At 70.0% G+C, this 19,641-nt stretch carries 24 protein-coding genes; 11 read left to right on the forward strand and 13 right to left on the reverse strand.

Annotation, left to right across the window (positions count from 1 at the left end):
* The first annotated feature begins 116 nt into the window (after positions 1–116).
* From LY40_RS07905 to LY40_RS07915, 3 genes are read left to right on the forward strand one after another with little or no spacing between them, the layout of a single operon-like run.
* Positions 117–416 (forward strand): ArsR/SmtB family transcription factor, encoded by a 300-nt coding sequence (locus LY40_RS07905; protein WP_228725983.1) that lies wholly within the window; start codon positions 117–119, stop codon positions 414–416.
* 5 nt (positions 417–421) lie between these two features.
* Entirely contained in the window at positions 422–883 is a 462-nt protein-coding gene (locus tag LY40_RS07910; protein ID WP_258936393.1) for an SRPBCC domain-containing protein, read from the forward strand.
* Positions 880–1,248, forward strand: coding sequence for a VOC family protein (locus LY40_RS07915; RefSeq protein WP_258936394.1), 369 nt, complete (start codon positions 880–882; stop codon positions 1,246–1,248). The genes LY40_RS07910 and LY40_RS07915 overlap by 4 nt, the downstream gene beginning before the upstream one ends.
* A 21-nt stretch (positions 1,249–1,269) precedes the next feature.
* Here LY40_RS07915 and LY40_RS07920 read toward each other — a convergent pair whose 3' ends face one another.
* From LY40_RS07920 to LY40_RS07945, 6 genes are all read right to left on the reverse strand, one after another.
* Positions 1,270–2,151: a hypothetical protein gene (locus LY40_RS07920; protein WP_258936395.1), complete on the reverse strand. Its 882-nt coding sequence runs from the start codon at positions 2,149–2,151 to the stop codon at positions 1,270–1,272.
* Positions 2,152–2,205: 54 nt separating this feature from the next.
* A complete protein-coding gene (locus LY40_RS07925; RefSeq protein ID WP_258936396.1) occupies positions 2,206–2,895 on the reverse strand; it encodes a helix-turn-helix domain-containing protein in 690 nt (229 codons plus the stop codon).
* Positions 2,896–2,900: 5 nt separating this feature from the next.
* Positions 2,901–3,443 (reverse strand): 2'-5' RNA ligase family protein, encoded by a 543-nt coding sequence (locus LY40_RS07930; protein ID WP_183780889.1) that lies wholly within the window; start codon positions 3,441–3,443, stop codon positions 2,901–2,903.
* A complete protein-coding gene (locus tag LY40_RS07935; RefSeq protein ID WP_258936397.1) occupies positions 3,440–4,414 on the reverse strand; it encodes a DUF368 domain-containing protein in 975 nt (324 codons plus the stop codon). Before LY40_RS07935 ends, LY40_RS07930 begins: the two co-directional genes overlap by 4 nt.
* A gap of 504 nt (positions 4,415–4,918) precedes the next feature.
* Positions 4,919–5,422: a hypothetical protein gene (locus LY40_RS07940; protein ID WP_183780883.1), complete on the reverse strand. Its 504-nt coding sequence runs from the start codon at positions 5,420–5,422 to the stop codon at positions 4,919–4,921.
* Positions 5,423–5,576: 154 nt separating this feature from the next.
* Complete coding sequence (locus tag LY40_RS07945; protein WP_183780880.1) at positions 5,577–7,412, reverse strand: flavin-containing monooxygenase; 1,836 nt, start codon at positions 7,410–7,412, stop codon at positions 5,577–5,579.
* A 140-nt stretch (positions 7,413–7,552) separates the two neighbouring features.
* On the opposite strand from LY40_RS07945, the gene LY40_RS07950 reads away from it, so the two are divergent.
* Positions 7,553–8,743: a sigma-54-dependent transcriptional regulator family protein gene (locus tag LY40_RS07950; protein WP_258936398.1), complete on the forward strand. Its 1,191-nt coding sequence runs from the start codon at positions 7,553–7,555 to the stop codon at positions 8,741–8,743.
* Between the two features lie 274 nt (positions 8,744–9,017).
* Here LY40_RS07950 and LY40_RS07955 read toward each other — a convergent pair whose 3' ends face one another.
* The 4 genes from LY40_RS07955 to LY40_RS07970 form a co-directional block, all read right to left on the reverse strand.
* On the reverse strand, positions 9,018–9,596 hold the full coding sequence (locus tag LY40_RS07955) for a TIGR03086 family metal-binding protein (protein WP_258936399.1): 579 nt from the start codon (positions 9,594–9,596) through the stop codon (positions 9,018–9,020).
* Between the two features lie 202 nt (positions 9,597–9,798).
* Entirely contained in the window at positions 9,799–11,025 is a 1,227-nt protein-coding gene (locus LY40_RS07960) for an MFS transporter (protein ID WP_258936400.1), read from the reverse strand.
* Between the two features lie 82 nt (positions 11,026–11,107).
* On the reverse strand, positions 11,108–11,344 hold the full coding sequence (locus tag LY40_RS07965) for a tRNA-binding protein (protein WP_258936401.1): 237 nt from the start codon (positions 11,342–11,344) through the stop codon (positions 11,108–11,110).
* A 255-nt stretch (positions 11,345–11,599) separates the two neighbouring features.
* A complete protein-coding gene (locus LY40_RS07970; protein WP_258936402.1) occupies positions 11,600–12,565 on the reverse strand; it encodes an aminoglycoside adenylyltransferase domain-containing protein in 966 nt (321 codons plus the stop codon).
* Positions 12,566–12,781: 216 nt separating this feature from the next.
* Between LY40_RS07970 and LY40_RS07975 the strand changes: the two genes are divergently transcribed.
* Complete coding sequence (locus LY40_RS07975) at positions 12,782–13,360, forward strand: DUF2020 domain-containing protein (RefSeq protein WP_183780874.1); 579 nt, start codon at positions 12,782–12,784, stop codon at positions 13,358–13,360.
* A gap of 230 nt (positions 13,361–13,590) precedes the next feature.
* Complete coding sequence (locus LY40_RS07980) at positions 13,591–14,037, forward strand: DUF6918 family protein (protein WP_183780871.1); 447 nt, start codon at positions 13,591–13,593, stop codon at positions 14,035–14,037.
* 179 nt (positions 14,038–14,216) lie between these two features.
* On the opposite strand, the gene LY40_RS07985 is transcribed toward LY40_RS07980, so the two are convergent.
* Positions 14,217–14,756, reverse strand: coding sequence for a hypothetical protein (locus tag LY40_RS07985; RefSeq protein ID WP_258936403.1), 540 nt, complete (start codon positions 14,754–14,756; stop codon positions 14,217–14,219).
* A gap of 89 nt (positions 14,757–14,845) precedes the next feature.
* On the opposite strand from LY40_RS07985, the gene LY40_RS07990 reads away from it, so the two are divergent.
* Complete coding sequence (locus tag LY40_RS07990) at positions 14,846–15,403, forward strand: peptidylprolyl isomerase (protein WP_183647358.1); 558 nt, start codon at positions 14,846–14,848, stop codon at positions 15,401–15,403.
* Between the two features lie 19 nt (positions 15,404–15,422).
* On the forward strand, positions 15,423–16,376 hold the full coding sequence (locus LY40_RS07995) for a rhomboid family intramembrane serine protease (RefSeq protein WP_183780865.1): 954 nt from the start codon (positions 15,423–15,425) through the stop codon (positions 16,374–16,376).
* Between the two features lie 84 nt (positions 16,377–16,460).
* On the opposite strand, the gene LY40_RS08000 is transcribed toward LY40_RS07995, so the two are convergent.
* The gene (locus LY40_RS08000) at positions 16,461–16,940 is read right to left on the reverse strand and encodes a PH domain-containing protein (RefSeq protein ID WP_258936404.1); all 480 of its coding nucleotides are present in this window, start codon (positions 16,938–16,940) and stop codon (positions 16,461–16,463) included.
* Between the two features lie 122 nt (positions 16,941–17,062).
* Complete coding sequence (crgA, locus tag LY40_RS08005) at positions 17,063–17,329, reverse strand: cell division protein CrgA (protein ID WP_183780859.1); 267 nt, start codon at positions 17,327–17,329, stop codon at positions 17,063–17,065.
* Positions 17,330–17,530: 201 nt separating this feature from the next.
* Between crgA and LY40_RS08010 the strand changes: the two genes are divergently transcribed.
* The 3 genes from LY40_RS08010 to LY40_RS08020 all read left to right on the forward strand — a co-directional run bounded on the left by LY40_RS08010 (position 17,531) and on the right by LY40_RS08020 (position 19,599).
* Positions 17,531–18,445: a class E sortase gene (locus LY40_RS08010; protein ID WP_183780857.1), complete on the forward strand. Its 915-nt coding sequence runs from the start codon at positions 17,531–17,533 to the stop codon at positions 18,443–18,445.
* 1 nt (position 18,446) lies between these two features.
* Positions 18,447–18,602 carry a hypothetical protein gene (locus LY40_RS08015; RefSeq protein WP_258936405.1) on the forward strand — a complete coding sequence of 52 codons (156 nt, stop codon included), beginning with the start codon at positions 18,447–18,449 and terminating at the stop codon, positions 18,600–18,602.
* A 358-nt stretch (positions 18,603–18,960) separates the two neighbouring features.
* Complete coding sequence (locus LY40_RS08020; protein WP_183780853.1) at positions 18,961–19,599, forward strand: aminodeoxychorismate/anthranilate synthase component II; 639 nt, start codon at positions 18,961–18,963, stop codon at positions 19,597–19,599.
* The last annotated feature ends 42 nt before the right edge of the window (positions 19,600–19,641 follow it).

The following is a 19,641-nucleotide window of genomic DNA, read 5'->3' on the forward strand; positions in this document are numbered from 1 at the left end:
CGGCGAAGTCCACGGGTCGGCCTGAGCTCGTGTCGGGCGAATTCACTTAAGCACCTGCTTGACCTTTGCCGTGTCGGCGTGTGATGGTTAAGAACATGCTTAACCAAGCTTCGGTGTTGGACGAGGTGTTCCACGCGCTCGCGGACGTGACCCGCCGGGCGATCGTCGAACGCCTCGTCCGGGGGCCGGCGGCGGTGTCGTCGCTGGCAGAGCCGCTGGCCATGTCGCTACCCGCGGTGATGCAGCACCTTCGGGTGCTGGAGAAGGCGGGGTTGATCCGGACCGAGAAGGTTGGCCGAGTGCGAACCTGCCAGATCGAACCGGACATGTTGCGCACGGCTGAACAGTGGCTCGGCCGACAGCGAACGCATTGGGAGCGGCAACTCGATCAACTCGACGAATACCTACAGGAGTGATCAGCATGGAAGTCACGCACGCGACCTTCACGATGGAACGGACGTATGCGGCGCCCGTGTCGGCGGTGTTCTCGGCCTGGGCACGGCCCGAGGCGCGGCGGCGCTGGTTCGCGCAGGGAGCCGAGCACGAGCAGCATTTCGCCGTCGGTGGCACGGAATGTGTTCGCGGCAGCGCCGAAAACGGGGAAGAGTTGGCTTTCGAAGCCCGCTATCACGACATCGTGCAGAACGAACGCATCATCTACACCTCGACGTTGACGGCGGGCGACGCGTTGTCCACGGTGTCGGCGACGACCGTGGAGTTCCGGTCCGCAGCTGCCGACGGTGCCGAAGCAACCCGCATTCTGCTCACCGAACACGGCATGTACCTGCCAGGACAGGAGCAGCCGACGTGGCGCGAGCGAGGTACCGCTGATCAGCTGACTGCCCTGGCTGCTGAGCTGGGTGTGGAGGTGACCGAGCCATGAATGCCGCCACCTTCCGAGTCGAGCACGTGCTGGCCGTCGTTCCGGTCGGCGACATCGACGCCGCCATCGCTTGGTACGGCGAACTGTTCGGACGCCGCCCCGACAACGCCCCGATGACCTCACTGGCCGAATGGCACGTTGCACAAGGCGGATGGGTCCAGGTCACGGTCGATGCCGACCGTGCCGGGAACGGACTGCTCAACCTTGCGGTGTCCGACCTGCCGGCCGCGATCGACGAGTTGGCGATGCGGGGCCTGCACTTCGGTGCGATCAGTGACGTCAACAAGGGTGTCCGGTTGAGTTCCCTGGGTGACCCCGACGGCAACGTGGTCACGCTGATCGGGCACTTCCGAGTGCGCTACTGACCGCCCTGCCATGTCCTCCACTCACAGTCGGCCGTTGCGGTGGAGGATCGCGACGTTGCCGACGGTCGTGTAGCCGCGCCATTCCAGCGCCGCCGCGGGCGAATAGCTGTCGAAATCGACGGCCCATCCGCCGTCGGCTCGCCGTTCGCTCTCGACCCGGTCGAGATCGGACTCGACGGCGGCCTCGCTGACGAGCTTCCGCACCGGCCGTCCCGGTTCGGGTGCGAAGTCCAGCAGGTGCAGCGTCTCGCCCTCGGCGCCGCCCTCGACCGGCACGGCGCCGTCGGTGGGGACGAACGTCGCCAGGTGGTCGAGGAGCCTCAGCGCCTCGGGGTGTGTGTCGCTGGCCGCGTCCGCCAGCATCAACGCGAACGACAGCACGTACGCGAACGGCCGCTCGTCGAGGTTACGAATCTCGGCGAAGCAGTACTCGGTGGCGCGCGCGAGCCACGGGTGGCCGGCCACGTCGGGGTCGAACGCCGCGAGCCGGTGCGCCTGCGCCGCGACCGCCGCCGTGATCTGCAACGACGATTCCCGCGGCTCGGCCTGCGCCCAGAACGGTGCACAGCCCGTCGTGTCGGCGATCGGCAACGCGAACGGCAGCCCGCCGTCGGCGAGCGTCACCGACGTGAGCCAGTCCAGCAGCGGGGCGGCCCGCGGTGTCGTCACCGGTTCGGCGTCGACCATCGCCTCCAGCGCGTGCAGTGCACCCGCGGGCTGGCTTTCGCGTGCGCGCAGGTCGGGCTCGATTCCCCAGCCGTATCCGCCGTCGTCGTTGCGGTACGCCTCCAACGCGGCCAGCACCGTGTGTCCGTCGGCGGTGCCCGTGATCGCGTCGAATCGCCGCCGGTCCAGCTGCCGTCCGTGCGCGGCGAGGAACGCGCGCGCCTGCTCGATGCCCATGTCGTCGACGGTCGCACGCCGACGCGGCCGTCGCTTGTACGAAACGGCCACGTTTCACGCCGTCAGCGCGCCGGGCGTGACGCCGCTCAACCTGCGGACCTCGCGGGTCAGATGCGCCTGATCGGTATAGCCCGCCAGCGCCGCCGCCTCGCCGAGCGGAGTTCCGGATCGGGCGAGCCGCAGCGCGCACTGGAAGCGGTGGACCGAGGTGAGGGTCTTGATGCCGTAGCCGAAGAACCGGTTCGCGTTGCGCCGCAGCGACCGTTCCGACAGGCCGTGGTCATCGGCCACCTCCCGCGCCGCAGCGCCGGTGCGCGCGGCCCGGTCGAGCGAGGCGGCCAGGCGCAGCTCCGCCGGGTCCGGTGCCGCCTGCCGCCACAACGCCTCCGCGACGCCGGGAAGCCGCCACGGCCGGTCGGGGCGGTGGACGGGCACGCGTGTGACGTCGGCGAGATCGACGCGTAGTCCGGTGAGCTCACCCGCCGGAACGCCCAGCAGTGCGGGTGCGACGCCGGGCGGCAGGCGCAGGCCCCACGTCACGGCGCCAGCCGTCCCGGCCACGTCGACCGCCGTCCGGTCCGCACCCGCGACGACGAACCTGCCCTCGTGGACCATCAGGTCCAGCGCTCCGTCGGGCATGATCCGCTGCGGGCCGTCGACGTCGGCGACGTTCCGCCACAGGACCCAGCCGCGTCCGAACGCGCCCGCACCGGGGACGTCGGCACGTTGTTCGGTGTAGGCCACGCCGGTCACCTCCGGTCGTCGGCGCCCAGCTTCCACGATTCGCGCACGTGACAATTGTCGTTCTCCCACCACTGCAGGTCGATCCGGTCGACACGGAGAACCACCGGCAGCGTGGCGGCCAACTCGGCGGCGACGGTCTCCTGCGTGATGCCGTCGGCGACGCGGTCGAGCGTCACGTGTGGCACCACCTCGCCGAACCGGCCGCCGTACGGCGGGCACCGCGGGAACGCGGCCGCCAGGCTGCGGGTCAGTGTGCGCAGCGGCAGGTCAGGGTCGCAGCGCAGGTGGATGAGCCCGTCGGGGAAGGTTTCGATCCGCCCGAGCACCGTGTCGAACCCGGGGGTCTGCGCGGCGATGCGAGCGACGACGTCGAGGTCGGACGGTGTGGGATCGGCCAGCCACGGCGCGAGCAGCGTGATGTGGGCGTGCCCGAACGCCGGGTCCGCCGAGACGAACGACGCGTCGTAATGGGCGGTGCGGGCGCGGACGTAGCCGTCGAGCCGGTCGACACGGACGGCCAGTACCGAATGCCCGGGCGAGCGGGTCACGTCGCCGGGGAGGTCTCCTGCTTACGCGTCATGCGTGCCTCGACCACCATCACGGCCACGACCACGCCGAAACCGACGAGCCCCAGCGTGATCGCCATGCCCAGGTGGTCGCCGGGGGCGAGCAGGCCGCGGTCCTCGGTCTGCCACGGCCACAGTGCGCGGAGGCTGCCCGCCATGAGGCCGGTCAGCACGACCAGCGTGATGCGCTTGCGGTGTTCGAGCAGCCACTGCAGCCCCTTGACGATCGACCCGAGGCCGATGACGGCACCGAGGGCGAACAGGCCGAGGTAGGCGAGGTCGCGGTCGTTCACCGCGCTGAGCGTCGGCTGGTAGAGGCCGATCGTGAGCAGCAGGAACGACCCGGACAGGCCGGGCAGCACGAGTGCGCAGATCGCCACCGCCGCCGACAGGATGATCACCGGCGCCGTGGCTTCGAGGTCGCCGGGCGGCAGGCTGACGAGGACGTACACGACGACGGCCGTGACCAGCGCCGCCAGCCCGTCCTTCCAGGTCCACGGCGCATGGCCGCCGGAGGAGTCCTTCGCCGGTGCGGTCTTCGACATCGAGTACGGCACCCACAGCGAGGCGAGCACCATGCCGAAGAACAGGGCGCGCGTCTGGACCGGGTGCTCCTCGACCCACACCTCCATCAGGCTCGCCATGATCAGCAGCGCGGCGAACATGCCTGCCAGCAGCGGGATGATCGTCCGCCAGACGACCGAACGGAACTCCTCGGACGCCCGGCCCATGCCCTTGCCGCGGGGCAGGTCGGTCACCGTGCGCGCCACGCCGGAGATGAGGTGTCCCGCCGAGGTGATCGCGGTGTCGTACACCTTCGTGACGAGCGCGACCGTCCCGCCGCTGACGCCGGGGACGGTCTCGGCGGTGCCGATCAGCGCGCCGCGCACCACATCGATGCCGTAGCTGGTCCACGCCGGGGCCTTACCCGCGCGCTGCGGCGATGTCGTCACGCTCTCTCCTTCGTCAGGGCCGGCTCCTCCGCGGGGGCCGACGCTGTGCTGGGGCCGGCTCCGTGCCTGCGGTTGCTTCCATGTTGGCAGGCGCCGAGTTGCGGGCCGCCGGAGGTCCTCACCCGGCATGCGGACACGGCTGGACACGGGCCGGGGCCGCCGCGCGTCCTGCGCCCGCCCGTCGCCCGGCCGCCACCCCGCAACGCCGCACTGGCGCGCGCCTGCGCCCTCTCGCGTGTCCTGCACTCGGCACCGCGTGTTCTGCACTCGGCACCGCGTGTCCTGCGCCCGGCACCGCGTGTTCTGCACTCGGCATCACGCCCGTCCCAACGCCGTGTTCGCCGCGTTGACGTGCGCCTGCGCCCTCTTGCGTGTCCTGCGTCCGCCCGTCGCTGTCGCTCAGCCACCCCGATGGCGCGCTGTCGCGCGGCCGCCCTCGCGTGCGTGTTCTGCGCGGTGCGCTGGCAATGGGTCAGAGTCCAGGTGCGTCAGGGTCCAGGTGGGTCAGCGGCCTGCGCGGATGTCGGCGAGGGTGCGGTCGCCGCGGCGGAAGAAGTCGGCGACCTCGGCGTCACGCAGCGGGATGAAGGCGAGTACGAGCAGCATGTTCCCCGGCAGCAGCAGCCACGCGGTCTGCGTCAGCGCGACGACCCACATCACGGCGCTCACCGGCGTGGCGATGAGTAGCACGGTGCGCGCCCACCGCTTCGGCTCAGCCAGCACCAGCGAAGCGGGCACCACGAACGCGAACTGCAGCGATGTGACCACCAGCAACGTCCACAGCACCCGGTCGGTCGTCGGCACCGTGGCCGCCATGGCCAGCAGTACCGACAGCGTGCTGCTCAGGAACGTGAGCCACCGGATGCGGCCCACCTTGCGACGGATGCGCTCGTCGGGTGATTCGGATTCGACGGCGTCGATCCCCGTTCCGGCCGCGGCGACCTCGGCGGGCTCGGCGTCGACGCCGCCGGTGTCGTCGGTCTGCTCGTTCGGCTCGGTCGCCACCACGTTCACTCCCTCAGCTCGCCGCTGTCACCTCCATCATCGACCATCCGGCCGGCCGGTGACTTGCCCGGGAGGCAAGGTGTGCGTGGTGGCACGTCCGGTGGCCCCGAGCCCCCTCGTCCCGGGGCCACCGGAGGTCCTCAGCTCGGGTAGGTACTCAGCTCAGGTGGTGCACCTCGGCGAGTTCGTGAACGGACGTCGGGATGCCGACGTGCCGCGCCTTGAGCTGCAACGCCAGGTACAGCGAGTAGTGGCGGGACTGGTGCAGGTTGCCGCCGTGGAACCACAGCCCCTCCTGCCGCGTGGGCTTCCACATGTTGCGCTCCTCGCCCTCCCACGGGCCGGGGTCCTTGGCGGTGTCCGAGCCGAGGCCCCACACCTTGCCGACCTTGTCGGCGATCTCCTGGCCCATCAGGTCGGCGGCCCAGCCGTTCATCGACCCGTAGCCCGTGGCGTACACGACGAGGTCGGCCGGCAGCTCCGTGCCGTCGGCTAGTACGACGGAGTCCTCGGTGAGCCGTTCGATCTGCCCGTGGGCGAGTTTTACGTCGCCGCCCGCGACGAGGTCCGCCGCGCCGACGTCGATGTAGTAGCCCGAGCCGCGCCGCAGGTACTTCAGGAACAGGCCGGACTCGTCCTCGCCGAAGTCGAGCCAGAACCCGGCGCGTTCGAGCCGCTCGTAGAACTCGGCGTCCCGTTCCTTCATCTTTTCGTACAGCGGGATCTGGAACTGGTGCATGATCCGGTACGGCAGCGACGCGAAGATCATGTCGGCCTTCTCGGTGGTCATGCCCGCGGCGAGTGCCCGTTCCGAGTACAGATCGCCCATGCCGATGTCCATGAGGCTTTCGCTCTTGACGATGTGTGTCGACGAGCGCTGCACCATCGTCACGTCGGCGCCGTGTTCCCACAGCGCGCCGCAGATGTCGAACGCGGAGTTGTTGCTGCCGATCACGACGACGCGTTTGCCCGTGTAGGCGTCCGGTCCGGGGTGCTGGGAGGAGTGGTGCTGCTCGCCGCGGAAGACGTCCTGGCCCGGCAGCTGCGGCACGTTCGGTTTGCCGGACATGCCGGTGGCCAGCACGACCTGTTTCGGGTGCAGCGTCATTCGCTCACCGTCGCGCTCGACCTCGACGGTCCACTCCTGCGTGGCTGCGTCGTAGTTCGCCGAGGTGGCCGTGGTGGACCCCCAGTACGGCACCTCCATGATCTTGACGTACGACTCGAGCCAGTCGGCGATCTTGTCCTTAGGGGCGAACACCGGCCAGTTGTCCGGGAACTTCAGGTAGGGCAGGTGGTCGTACCAGACCGGGTCGTGCAGGCACAGCGACTTGTATCGGCCGCGCCACTGGTCGCCGGGCCGTGGATGGTTGTCGATCACCAGGGCGGGCACGTCGAGTTGCCGCAGTCGCGCGCCGAGCGCGATGCCGCCCTGACCGCCGCCGATCACGAGCACGTAGGGCTGGACGGTGGTGCCGAGCTCGGCTTCCTCCTGGGCCCGCTTCTCGGCCCACGTCTTGCGCTCGGGGTTGATGCCGTGTTCGGCGCCCATCGGCCGGTGCGTGCCGCGCGGCTCCTCGTGGCCCTTGAGTTCGTACAGCGTGGTCAGCAGCGTCCACGCCTTGGTCTCGTGGTCCTCCTCCACGAGACGGGCGAGGCCACGTCCCCGTCCGACGGCGGTCTCGAAGGTGAACCACGCCGTGATCACACCGTCGGCCTCTTCCGGCGTTTCTTCGAGAGCGAAGTTCGCGGGGTCAACCTCGCCGAGGGCGGCGTCGAGCCGTTGCGCCACCCCGTCGGGGTTCTCCGTGGTGGCGATGTTCCAGGTGAACGCGACGAGGTCGCGCCAATAGCTGGTCGCCGCGAACATGCTGGCCGCGCGGGGGATGTCGCGCGCGGCCAGCGCGTCGGCGAAACCGGTCAGCCAGTTCTCGGCCTTGCGCTGCGGGCTCGGCAGCGAGTCGGTCTGCGGAGAACCGAGGGTCTGCGTCATTGAAGGGCCCTCCCTTGCGGCCACGGGGTTCATCGTGTGATGTGGGATACACAGTCCGCGCCGAGTCGCCGATCGGCCAGCGTTGCGCTGCGTTGCACGCGCCGGCGGCCGGCGGGGAGGTGTCGTCGGGAGGTGCTGTCGTGGCCGGTGAGATGGCGTTGCCGGGGTTGCCGACCGATCTGTCCGAGCACGCACGTGTGATGCAGCGGGTGCACGAGGCCGTGCTCGCCGGGTCGCGCCCTCCGGTCCGCCCGCGCGGGGTGGTGGAGCGGTCGTGGTCGCGGATGCTGGATCTCGGCCTGAACGTGTCAGGGTCGCCGCGTGCCGTGGTGCCGTTGGCCGAACTGGAGCTGCGGCGGCGCCGGTCGGGTCTGGAACCGGTGATCGGCGAGCTGCGGCAGCTGCTGGGCCGGGCCGCGGAGACGTCGCCGTTCCTGGTGGTGGTGACCGATGCCGACGGGGTGATCCTGTGGCGCGACGGCTCCGCTCGGGTGCGGGCCTACGCCGACGCCCTGGGGTTCGCCGAGGGGGCGCGGTGGACCGAGGCGACGGTGGGCACGAACGCGGTCGGCACGGCACTCGTTGAGGCGGCGCCGGTGCAGCTGCTGGCCGCGGAACACTTCGAGTCCGCGCAACACCCGTGGTACTGCTGCGCGGCGCCGGTGCATTCGCCGGTGACGGGGGAGCTGGCCGGAGTAGTGGACATCAGCGGCCCGGCGCTCACGTTGCATCCGGCGATCGGTGCACTCGTGGAGACGTCGGTGAGGTTGGCCGAGTCGGGACTGTGGCGGTTGCACGAACAGCGCCTCGAACGGCTGCGCCGCACGGCAGAACCCGTGCTCGGTGGGGTGGGAGAGCCGCTGCTGGTCGTCGACGACGAGGGCTGGGTGGCGGTGCGTTCCGGGATCGCGGCCGGTGCGCGGGTGGCCGTGCCGCGGGAGGGACTGCCGATGGCGGTCGCGGGTCTCGGGCTGTGTACCCCGGAACGGCTCGGTGAGGGCTGGCTGCTGCGGCCGCGCCGGGACCGGGCGCCGATGGTCGCCGAGCTGGACCTGGCGGGTGATCCGGTGGTGCGCGTGCACGGTGACGACGGGTCGTGGTCGGCGGGCCTGACGAGGCGGCAGGCGCAGGTGCTGGCGTTGATCGCGCGCGCCGGTCCGGAGGGCGTGGATGCGGCCGCGCTCGGGCGTGGCCTGTTCGGCGACGACGGGCACACGGTGACGGCGCGCGCCGAGGTGTCACGGCTGCGACGGGTGATCGGCGACCTCGTGGCGCCCGCGCCGTACCGCCTGGCCGACGGGGTGAAGCTGACGGTCACGGGCGAGTACTGAGTGGCGCCCGAGTGCCCCCCGGAGCGCCCCGGAGTGGCGCCGGAGTGCCCCCAAGAGCACCTTCGGGGCGTTCAACGCAGCCACGTGTCAGCGTGTCCTTGAGGGATGGTGACCGGGCCGGCGGGCGGGGAGCACCGAATCCTCCCTTGATCATGGGGCAGCCGTGATGTGCCGGTTCTTCGCCAGAATCCGCCGCGGTGCGGTATCGGTCGTCGTCCGGACCGACCGTTGCGGACCCGGCGTGCCTGCTGACTAGCGAGCGGTTCGCGCGGGCTCAGCCGAGTGGGCGGCGGCCCAGGAGTGCGACGAGGCGGTCGATCGGTGGCGCGTCGTCGGGATGTGGCTGCGGCGGGGCGAACGGCCCGTCCTCACTGGCTTCCATGCTCGCAAGCTGGTCGCGGGTGAAGGCGAGGGCACGTTCGACGATGTCGTCGGGGTAGTCGACGCGCTGACTCGTCGCGGTGGCGAGATCCCAGCCGTGCACGAGGTCCTCGACGGTCCGGAGCTGTACCGCGGCGATGCCGGGAATGGCGCCGACGGGGGCCTCGATGACCTGTTCCAGCGCGCCCGGCCTGCGGAAGGCGGTGACGATGTCGGTGGCGTGCCGGCGGTACGAGCCCGCGGGGTCGTCGCCGAGTGCGTCGGCGTAGTCGGGGTCGAGCGGGTAGCCGGGTTTGCCGGCCAGCAGCCCGGCGAACAGCTTGTTGCCGAGGGCGAGGTGGTTCGTCACGTCGCGTACCGACCACAAGCTGCACGGTGTCGCGGCCTGCCACTGGTCGTCGCGGATGCCGGCAACGATGTCACCGACCGCCCGCAGGGTCGTGTCCAGGTCGTCCACGGGTGCGTTCGTCATTGAAACCCCCAGTTGGTTCACGACGGGCGAAGTCTTCGATCACGGACCCCGATGACACGAGTGGACCGTTCGTGTCACTCCGGGGACCCCCATTCTTCACGCTACCGTCCGGGCACGACAGTTTTCGCCCTTCAGGACCCCGACGACGACGTCCCCATGCCTGCGTGATGACGGCTCGAGCCTGGTCACCGTGGCGGAATCACTAGGCCGTTGCCGGCGACCAGGCAGGGTCCTTCGGTCGTCCGAGCAGCGTGGCGGCGACGAGCATCGGCAGCACGCCGATCAGGATCGGCGCCTGGATGCTGATCGCTGCCGCGAGCGCGCCGCCTGCCAGGGCACCCGTCGCATCCGCGCTGCGTGCGACCGTCAGGTACGCGCTGTTGACGCGGCCGAGCATGCCGGCGGGCGACCGGCGTTGCCGCATCGTCATCGCCGTGATGTTGAACGAGGCGAACGCCGCGCTGCTGCACGTGAGCGCGACGATCGTGCACGCGATGTTGCTCGTCAGCCCGAGCAGTAGCTGGCAGCCGGCCATTACGACGATCGACCCGGTGAGCATTCTCTGGGTTCCCGCCCACACTGTCAGGCGTGCGCACAACGCACCGGCGATCACACCGCCGATCGCGCCTGCGCCGAGCAGAAACCCGTACGTCGCTTCGGGTAGTTCGAGTACCCGCGTCACGTACAGGACGAGGATCGCCAGGTAGGCACCGTCCGCGACCGCCACCAGCGCTACCGCGACGGTCAGGTTGCGGACGTCCCGGTCACCCCGCAACCAGCGGAGACCTTCGCGCATCTCGCGGCCCGTCGCAGCGATCACCCCGCCGACCGTCGTCGGCCGGTCCGGACGGGAATGCGGCGCGAAGACGCTCGGCAGCGTCAGCAGCAACAGGATCGAAATGCCGAACCCGCTCGCATTGAAGGCCAGCGGCAGCACCGTCGCGACCCCGAACAGCCAGCCGCCCAGCGCCGGTCCTGCGAGCTCGTCGCCGAGGATCCGGGTCGCCACGATCCGCCCGTTCGCCTTTTGCAACTCCGCGGGTTCGACGAGCCGAGGTACGGCGGTCGCTGCTGCCGTGTCGTGAATCATCGCGCCGAGCCCGGTGACGAAGGCGGCGGCGAAGATCAATGGCAGGGTCAGCGTGCCCGTCAGCACCGAGCCCGCCAACCCCGCGACAACGAGAGCGCGCAGGACGTCGACCGTGACCATGGTGCGCCGCAGGTCCCACCGATCGACCAGGGCACCCACGCCGAGACCGAGCACGATCCACGGCAGTCCTTGCACGGCCGGTACTGCGGCAATGGCGGCTGGTGAGTCCGTGACGGTCAGCGCGAGCAGCGGAAACGCCGCGAACCGCACCCCGTCACCGAGATCGGCCAGAAACGACGAGAGCCAGTACCGGCGGAACGGCGTGAACGTCAGGGCCACGGACGCGGAGTATGCGCGGCCGGCAGCGATCGGTCACCCGGATTTGCCGACGACGACGTCCCCATGCCTGCGGGATGACGGGCTACATCAGGCGGGTGCCGTTTGGGACCGGATGGTCGAAGCCGGCGAGGACGACGCGGCGTTCCTCGTCGTGCGCTCCCGTCACCAGCACTTCGGACTTGACGCGGGCGATGCGTTTCGGCTCGAAGTTGCAGACGCACAGCACGCGCTTGCCCTCGAGATCCGCAGCGGCGTAGTGGTCGGTGACCTGCGCGCTCGACGTTCTCACCCCGAGTTCGCCCAGATCGACCTTCAGCACGTACGCCGGGTTGCGCGCCTTATCGTTCGGCGCGGCCTCGACGATCGCTGGCGACGCGCAGTTCGACCTTCTCGAAATCCGCCCACTCGATGACGTCCATTCGTCAATTCTGCCGACCGTCGCCGACCGCGCCGACCGCGCCGACCGTCGCCGACACCGCTCGACCCGCCGGCAGGCACCTCCGTTCGGCCAGCACCGGCCCGTCGACGGCCGCACCGCCCGCGCACGGTCGTCGACCCGCGCTGACCGTGGCTGTCAGGTGTCCTGTGTAGTACCGGAGCCGGCACGCGCCGCGGCGGCCATGCGTTCCACGCAGCCGTGAACCCGGGCCAGCACCTGGGCGGGCCACACCTCGTCGGCGTACTCGCTGCCGAGGTACAGCTCCCGCGCATGCTCGGTGACGGCCCGGTACTCCTCGGGCAACCGCTGCGCCGCCCACGCCGCGGCTTCGTCCTTCGGCACGATCTCGCCCGTTTCGACCGTCGCCCACACGCGCGCCACGGTCAGCACCACGTTCCGCGTATCGGTGTCGACGCCGGACAACGCCTCGTCGAGGCCCGCCAGGCTCGCGCGGATCACGTCGGCATGCGGCACGGGCGCCAGCACCTCGGCCGGCGGCGGCCCGACCAACGTCCGGTCGCCGGCCAGCGCCGACGCCACCGCCAACACCAGATCCGGCATCGGCTCCGGCCCCGGCACGTAACCCGCCTCGTACCGCTCCCGGAGCCACTCGCCGTAGAGGTAGTCGACCACCGGCGGAAACTGCCGCGACGCGGTATCCCGACGATCCGAACCACCCCGCGTCACGCCGCCGTCATCCGCGCCGGACTGCGCGGCCTCCTTCTCTTCGGCCTCGTCCTCCGCGGCCTCGTGCTCTGTCGTGCCGTGCTCTGCAGTGCCGTGCTCTGCAGCGTCGTGCTGCGCAGGGGAATCGCGTGCGACGTCGCGGCGGACGGCCACCATCAGCTCCACGGGGCGCAACCCACCGCCGATGCCGGACATCCCCAGCAGCCCGCGCGTCAGCTCCCGCCGCCGCTCGTCGTCGAGACTGCGCCGCGTCACCGCGAGCACGTCGAGATCGCTCGCGGGCCGCATACCACCCAGTACCGCCGACCCGTGCAGGTAACAGCCGATCACGTCGTCGCCGACCACGCCGTCGAGCAGCTCGGCCACGCGCAGTGCGAGTCCCTCGTCCGCCGTTGCCCTGCCCTTGCCAGTCATGTCGCCTACCTCCTGGTGTGCGCCCGCCTCGCGCGGAAATCGAGCGCGCAGGGCGGGCGCGTGCCGACCCCGCCCATGGTCCCTTCCGGTGCCGTGGTGCCGCCCGGCGCCAGCGTGCCCGGCCCACCCGGCCCCGGTCATCCGGGCCGGCCGACACGTTCGGGTGCACTGGCCTCCGCGACCTGCGCGTCCGGCCTTCTGGTTGACTCGGTGGCCATGCGACGACCTTTCGCGTTCGGTACCCGCGCTGGCTTGGCGGGCCTCGCAGCCGCGACGGCCGCACTCGCCGGCTGCGACATCCCGGAACCCGGCGGCGACGGCGGCGACGGTACCGCCACGGGACAGCCGACCCGCACCGTCACCCGCACCGAGCCCGCACCGCAACTGCCGCCCGAACCGCAGCCCGCCGGGGTCGTCGACGCATGCCCCTATCTGCCGACCGCCGACGCGGAACGCGCCAACGGGCAGGGCGTGAGCGAAGTCCGAACCTCCGCGGAGAAGCCGCATCCGACGTGCTTCTTCTACCGGCCGGACGGCGAGGTCCAGCTGACCACGCAGGTGTTCACCGGCGAGCCCGACGTCGCCACGGGCATCGTGAACCGCGCCGCCCCCATCGACACGTCGAACCCGACCGAGCAGCCCGCCGGTTGGAGCGGTGGCTACCTGTCCGGCGACGACGGCGCCGTCTACGCCGTGTCGAAGCAGGGCACGGCCGTTGTCGTCACGACCAACCAGTCGCAGAGCGTCAAGGCCAGGACCGTCGCCACCGACGTCATCGCCACTCTCGGCCTGTGACGACCTCCCGTGACCGGCGAAGACGCCGCCTCCTCGCGCAGAGTGACCGGTTGACGACGCAGAACGGGCCACGACGTGAGTACGGAAACAGTGGTGTACTAGGGTTGCGCCACACGTGCAGACCACTCAGCGTTGATCAAGAATCGCCGCTTCGCCTTTTCAGGTGACGATCGACCGTTCGGTTCTGCACGGGTCCCCCTCCGAATTTCGAAGTGACAAAGGAAGATCTCGTGGCTGACACCCTCAAGGAAGCTCTGCTCGACTCGACCCGTCGTCCGGACGTCGTCACCGACCTGACCACGCTCATCGACCAGGAGGTCGACGACAAGAGCGGCGTGTCCGGCACGGTCATCAAGACCGGCTACGGCGCAGTCAAGAAGATCAAGCCGGGCATCATCGGTTCCGCTGTGGACAGCCTGCTCGACGACTTCGTCGCGGCCCTCGAGCCGATCTTCGCGGACTTCAAGGCGAACGGCGGCGGCGACTTCGGCGCCTACCTGCCCACGCGCAGCGACGAGGCCGCCGACGCGCTGCTGTCGGTCACCGACGCCCGCGCCGAGAAGTCCTCGCGCGACTCCATCAAGAAGGTCTACGAGAAGCTGCGCCCGAAGGGCAAGGACAACGTGGTGGAGGCGCTGCCGCGGCTCGGCGCGCTCATCCAGAAGCACGCGGGCTGACCACCGCGGGATTTCACACGAAAGGGCTACCTTCCCGAGCGGGAAGGTAGCCCTTTCGCTGTGCTTGTCGGCGAGCTGTGCCTGTCGTCGACACCGTGCCGGCGTGGCCCGAGCCGCATCCGACCGCTGGGTCGAGTCGTGCTCGCGGAGCCGGCAGCTCGGCGCCCGCGGCGGGTGCCTCAGGCCTGCTTCGGCTGCGGCGTCGCGCTCGTCTGGCCGTTGTTGCCTGTCACGCCGCCCGTCTCCGGGTTGTCCGTGCTCTGCGGCGGGGCCGGCGCCACCGGGGTCTCCGGCTTCGGCCGCAGCGCGTACGCCACGCCGGCGATCACGGCGATGCCCAGCAGAATCGGAAGCTTCTTGCGCTTCTTCTTCTCACCGGTCTCGGCGCCGGCGGCGGCCCCCTTGGCCTCCTTCATCGCCACCTTGAAGTCCTTCTTGGCGGCCTTGAAGTCCTTCTTGGCGCGACGCTTCGACTCGCCCGCAGCCTTCGCGGCCTTCACGGCGGCCTTCTTGGCCTTGCGGGTCGGCTCGGTCAGCCCGTCACGGCGCTCATCGGCGACCTGCTTGGCCTTCTTTGCGCTCTTGGAGACCTCTTTGCGGGCCTTCTTGGCCTGCGCGGCCAGCTTCTTCTGGGCGCGGCGCGAGGACTTCACGACCTCGTCGGTGCCCTCGGTCAGCCGGTCCTTCACGGACTCACCCGCCTCCGCGGTTCGAGTCATCGCCTCCACCTCGTTATTCGTTGGTTGTCTGCGTGTCACACTACCCGCCATCCTGCCCCTTACCGCCGGATTATGCCCGGGATGGCACGATGATTCGTGTGACTGAGAGCAACGAGAGCGTGGTCGGTACCAAGTTCAAGGCCACTCTGCACACCAACCGTGGCGACATCGCCATCAACCTCTTCCCTGATCACGCCCCGAAGACGGTCGCGAACTTCGTCGGACTCGCCGAGGGCACGAAGGAGTACACGCAGCCGAACGCGAAGGGCGAGAAGAGCGGGCCGTTCTATGACGGCGCCATCTTCCACCGTGTGATCGAGGGCTTCATGCTGCAGGGCGGTGACCCGACGGGCACCGGTCGCGGCGGCCCCGGGTACAAGTTCGACGACGAGTTCCACCCGGAGCTCCAGTTCAACCGCCCGTACCTGCTGGCCATGGCGAACGCCGGACCGGGCACCAACGGCAGCCAGTTCTTCATCACGGTCGCGCCCACGCCGCACCTGAACTTCAAGCACACGATCTTCGGTGAGGTCGCCGACGACTCGTCGCGTGCCGTCGTCGACGAGATCGGCCGCGTCGCCACCGGCCCGGCCGACAAGCCGCTCGAGGACATCGTCATCGAGTCGGTCGAGATCGAACGCTCCTGATCTCGCCCCGGCACGTGCAGTGACTCAGCCTCCGTACCCGCCCGACCAGGAACCGGCCAGGGCCGACGGCGGTGCCCAGCCCGGGTGCTGGTGGCACCCTGGCAAGCCGACGGGTCTGAGCTGCGTGCGCTGCGGCCGTCCGGCCTGCCCGGACTGCCTGCGTGAAGCGTCCGTCGGCTACCAGTGCATCGACTGCGTCGAAGCCGCACGTGCCCAGCAGCGCCGACCACAGCCGCTCCGCCCCGGCGACCGAACGGTCGCCGGGGCGCGCGTGTCGTCGAAGAACGTCGTCACGCCGCTGCTGATCGCGGTCAACGTGCTGGTCTACGTCGTCACCGCCGCCCAGGCGGGCGACCCGATGAACAACCAGGATTCGGCGCTGCTCAACGGTGGTTCGCTGTGGCCGCTGGGCATTCACGTCCACGGCGAGTGGTTGCGGCTGGTCGCCTCGGGATTCCTGCACTACGGCCTGCTCCACCTCGCGATGAACATGCTCGCGCTGTGGATCCTCGGCAAGGACCTCGAGCTGCTGCTCGGCAAGGTCCGGTTCCTCGCGCTGTACCTGGTGTCGCTGCTCGGCGGGTCGACGGCCGTGTTCCTACTCGGCGATGTGAACGTCGGAACCGCCGGCGCGTCCGGTGCCGTGTACGGCCTCATGGGTGCCCTGCTCGTCGCGGTCCTGCGGCTGAAACTCAACCCCGGCGGCGCGATCGGCATCATCGCGATCAACCTCGTGCTGACCGTGACCATCCCCGGTATCTCCCTGCTCGGCCACCTCGGCGGCCTGGTGGCGGGCGCGCTCGTGATGGTGGCGATGCTGTACGGCCCGAAGAAGGACCGCACCGCCTACCAGGCCACGGTCGTCGCGCTCCTCGTCGCCGCGTTCGTCGGCCTGATCATCTACCGCGATTCCACGATCGCGTCCGACATCTGCCGCACCTATCCGGCGCTCTGCGCGGGCACGACCGTCTGACGCGGCCGCCACCCGCAGCGGTCGACCGGGCCGGCGGCTACATCGGCCTCCTCCGTGCGGGATCGGCCCGCTCGCGGCGTGCGGTCAGTCGCCGGCAGGCTGGTCGGAGCCAGGACCTGCGTGACGGGCCTGCAGGGCGGTGAGGTCGTCGTGCACGTCGCGCGGATCGACGCCCAGTTCCAGCCAGCCCAGCACCATCAGTCCCGTGTCACCTGTCGGCTCGGCGTCGCCGTCGGCCTCGGAGGAAAGCGGGTCGGCGGCGGGAAGTGCAGGGGAGACGGGTTCGATCTCGAGCGCCATCGCATCGCGCCCCAGCCTGCGTACCGTCGTCAGCCGGATCCGGACCTCACGCCAGGCCAGTCGTCTGGTTCCGCCGAGGCTGCGGATCCGCAGGCCGGCGGCGTCGGCGGCCAACCGGGGGCGGACGACCGTGCCGTACGCGGCCGCCAATGCCATCGCCACCGCACCGAGTCCGAACAGCAGCATGCCCGGCCGGTCGGCGGATCCCGACGCGGCGAACGCGCCGACGGCCGCGCCCGCGGCGAGCACCCAGCCGATCGCCACCAGCCCAGGATGAGTCGACCAACTGAGAGTGGAGTTATCCACAGGGGAATCCACAGTGGGGATCAATCACACCGGTGTAATCCGATGTCCTGCGGCGGCACCGAGCCGATCCGCCGATCGGCTCAACGCCATTTCATCGTCATGAGCAGGCCACTGATCATCAGGGCGAACCCGATCGCGAAGTTCCAGTTGCCCAGCTCCAGCATGAAGGGGATCTTGTCGCCCGCGAGATAGTTGACGACCAGCCAGGCCAACCCCAGCAGCATCAACCCGAACATGACGATCTTGTAGGGAAGCGGCGACGGACCGGCCGCTGCAACCTTGACCGGAGTTTTCCGGTCGGCCGGCGGGGTGTACGCCGTCTTCTTGCGGACCTTGGACTTGGGCATTGATGTCCCTCGTGCTCTGCGAATCGAAACGCGTGGCGGACTTGGGCCACCGCCACTAAGACACGTTAACGTAAGCGCCCACGCGTCCGAAGCAGTACTGAGAAGCCCGTGAGCAGCGCGCCACACCGCGGCGTGCGACGCGGCGCGTCAAGTCCCGGCGCGCGCGACCACGGGCGAAAGTCATGGGCGAGAGGAGCCCCCTTGTCGACGTCCGACGAGGAACCCCCGGCCGCGAGGGTTCCGGCAACCGGTGCGGAATCGTCCGCGGTCAGCGCTGCGGACCGGCCGCCCGCGCCGCCGCCGCGGCCCCGTGGCGGGAAGGTGCGCACCGCCGTCCGAGGATTCGGCGAGGTGCTCATCACGCTCGGTCTCGTCCTGCTGCTGTTCGTGGTGTACGAGCTGTACGTCACGAACTGGAAGTCCGGCAGGCTCCAGAACGAGGCCAGCGCCCAGCTGGAGCAGGAATGGCGCAGTGCGCCGCAGGGGGATCGGGAACTCCACGTCGACCCGGCCGACGGCCAGGCGTTCGCCCGCATGTACATCCCCACCTTCGGTGTCGACTGGAGCTTCACCGTGCAGGAAGGGGTCGGTCCCGATGCGCTGGAGATCGGCCCAGGGCACTACAAGAACACCGAGATGCCGGGCCAGCCCGGCAACGTCGGCATCGCGGGTCACCGCGTCGGCAAGGGCGCCCCGTTCAACGACCTCGACCTGCTGAACTCGTGCGACCCCGTCGTCATCGAAACCGGCGACAGCTTCTACGTCTACCGGGTGCTGCCCATGCGCGACGAGGTCGACGGCTGGGCCGACGGCAAGGGTAGGCAGCAGCGCTGCGCGAACGTCGCCCCGCTGCAGGACAAGCAGCATGCCTACGACGAGACGTTCGGCAGGCGGATCGTGCTGCCGGACCGCGGCGACGCCGTCGCACCCGTGCCGTACAAGGCCCGCAACCCGCTGCCGAAGGCGTCGCAGGCCTCCCTGCTCACGCTCACCACCTGCCATCCGCAGTTCTCCGACGCCGAACGCATGATCATCCACGGGGTGCTGACGAACCAGTACAAGAAGTCCGAAGGCACCGGCTACGACGACCTGCTGGCCGAGATCGGGGAGGCGTGACATGTACGGCTGGATCTGGCGCCACCTGCCAGGGCCCGTGGCTCTGCGCGTCGTCGAGGCGATCGTGCTCGTGGCGGCCGTCGTGGCACTGCTGATGCTCGTCGTGTTCCCGTGGGTCGAACCGCTGCTCCCGTTCAACGACGTCTCGGTGCAGTAGTCGTCTCGGCGCAGTAGATCTCGGTGCAGTAAGTCGCCGTGCAGTAAGTCGCCGTGCAGTGATTCGCGAGCGGCTGGCTTCGGCCCGGATTTGCCTGCCGGGATAACTCGTTCCAGCAGCGCGCGGTTACCCCTCATCGTTCAGGTTCAGCACATCCCGGCCGGGATGTGCTGACAACGAAAGGGGTAGGAGATGCGCACGATTCGGACACTGGCGCGGGTCTGTGATCGACGCGATCGGCCCCAGCCAGTGGCTGACCATCTGACCGACGCCGAGTCGGGGTGACCGGCGGGCGCCGGGCGAACCAGTTCGCCCGGCGCCCGCCCGAAATCCCACACGGAGCCGGTATCCTGCGGTTATGCGTGTACTGGTCGTCGACAACTACGACAGCTTCGTCTACAACCTCGTGCAGTACCTGGCGCAGCTCGGCGCCGAGCCCGAGGTGTGGCGCAACGACGTCGTCGACCCCGACACGGTGCCGCAGTTCGACGGCGTGCTCGTCTCGCCAGGCCCCGGAACGCCCGAGCGTGCGGGTCGCAGCATCGACGTGATCAACCGGTGCGCCGCCGACGGCGTGCCGATGCTCGGCGTGTGCCTCGGGCACCAGGCCCTGGGCGTCGCCTGGGGAGCCACCGTCGACCGCGCGCCCGAGCTGCTGCACGGCAAGACCAGCCAGGTGCAGCACGGCGGCGTGGGCGTGCTCGCCGGCCTGCCCGAACCGTTCACCGCCACGCGTTACCACTCGCTGACCGTGCTGCCCGAGACGATTCCCGACGTCTTCGAGGTCACCGGCCGCACCGAGTCCGGCGTCGTCATGGGCATGCGCCACCGGGAGCTGCCGCTCGAAGGCGTGCAGTTCCATCCCGAGTCCGTGCTCACCCAGGGCGGCCACCGCATGCTCGCCAACTGGATGGCCGCCGCGGGCCACCGGGTCGCCCCCGCGACCGTCGACAGCCTCGAACAGGCCACCCGCGCCCTGCAGCAGGCGGCCGCCTGACACTCGTCGCGTCCGGCCCGAGCCGGGGTGGCCACGTAGCTC

The organism is Prauserella salsuginis, from assembly GCF_024648885.1.
Lineage (GTDB): Bacteria > Actinomycetota > Actinomycetes > Mycobacteriales > Pseudonocardiaceae > Prauserella > Prauserella salsuginis.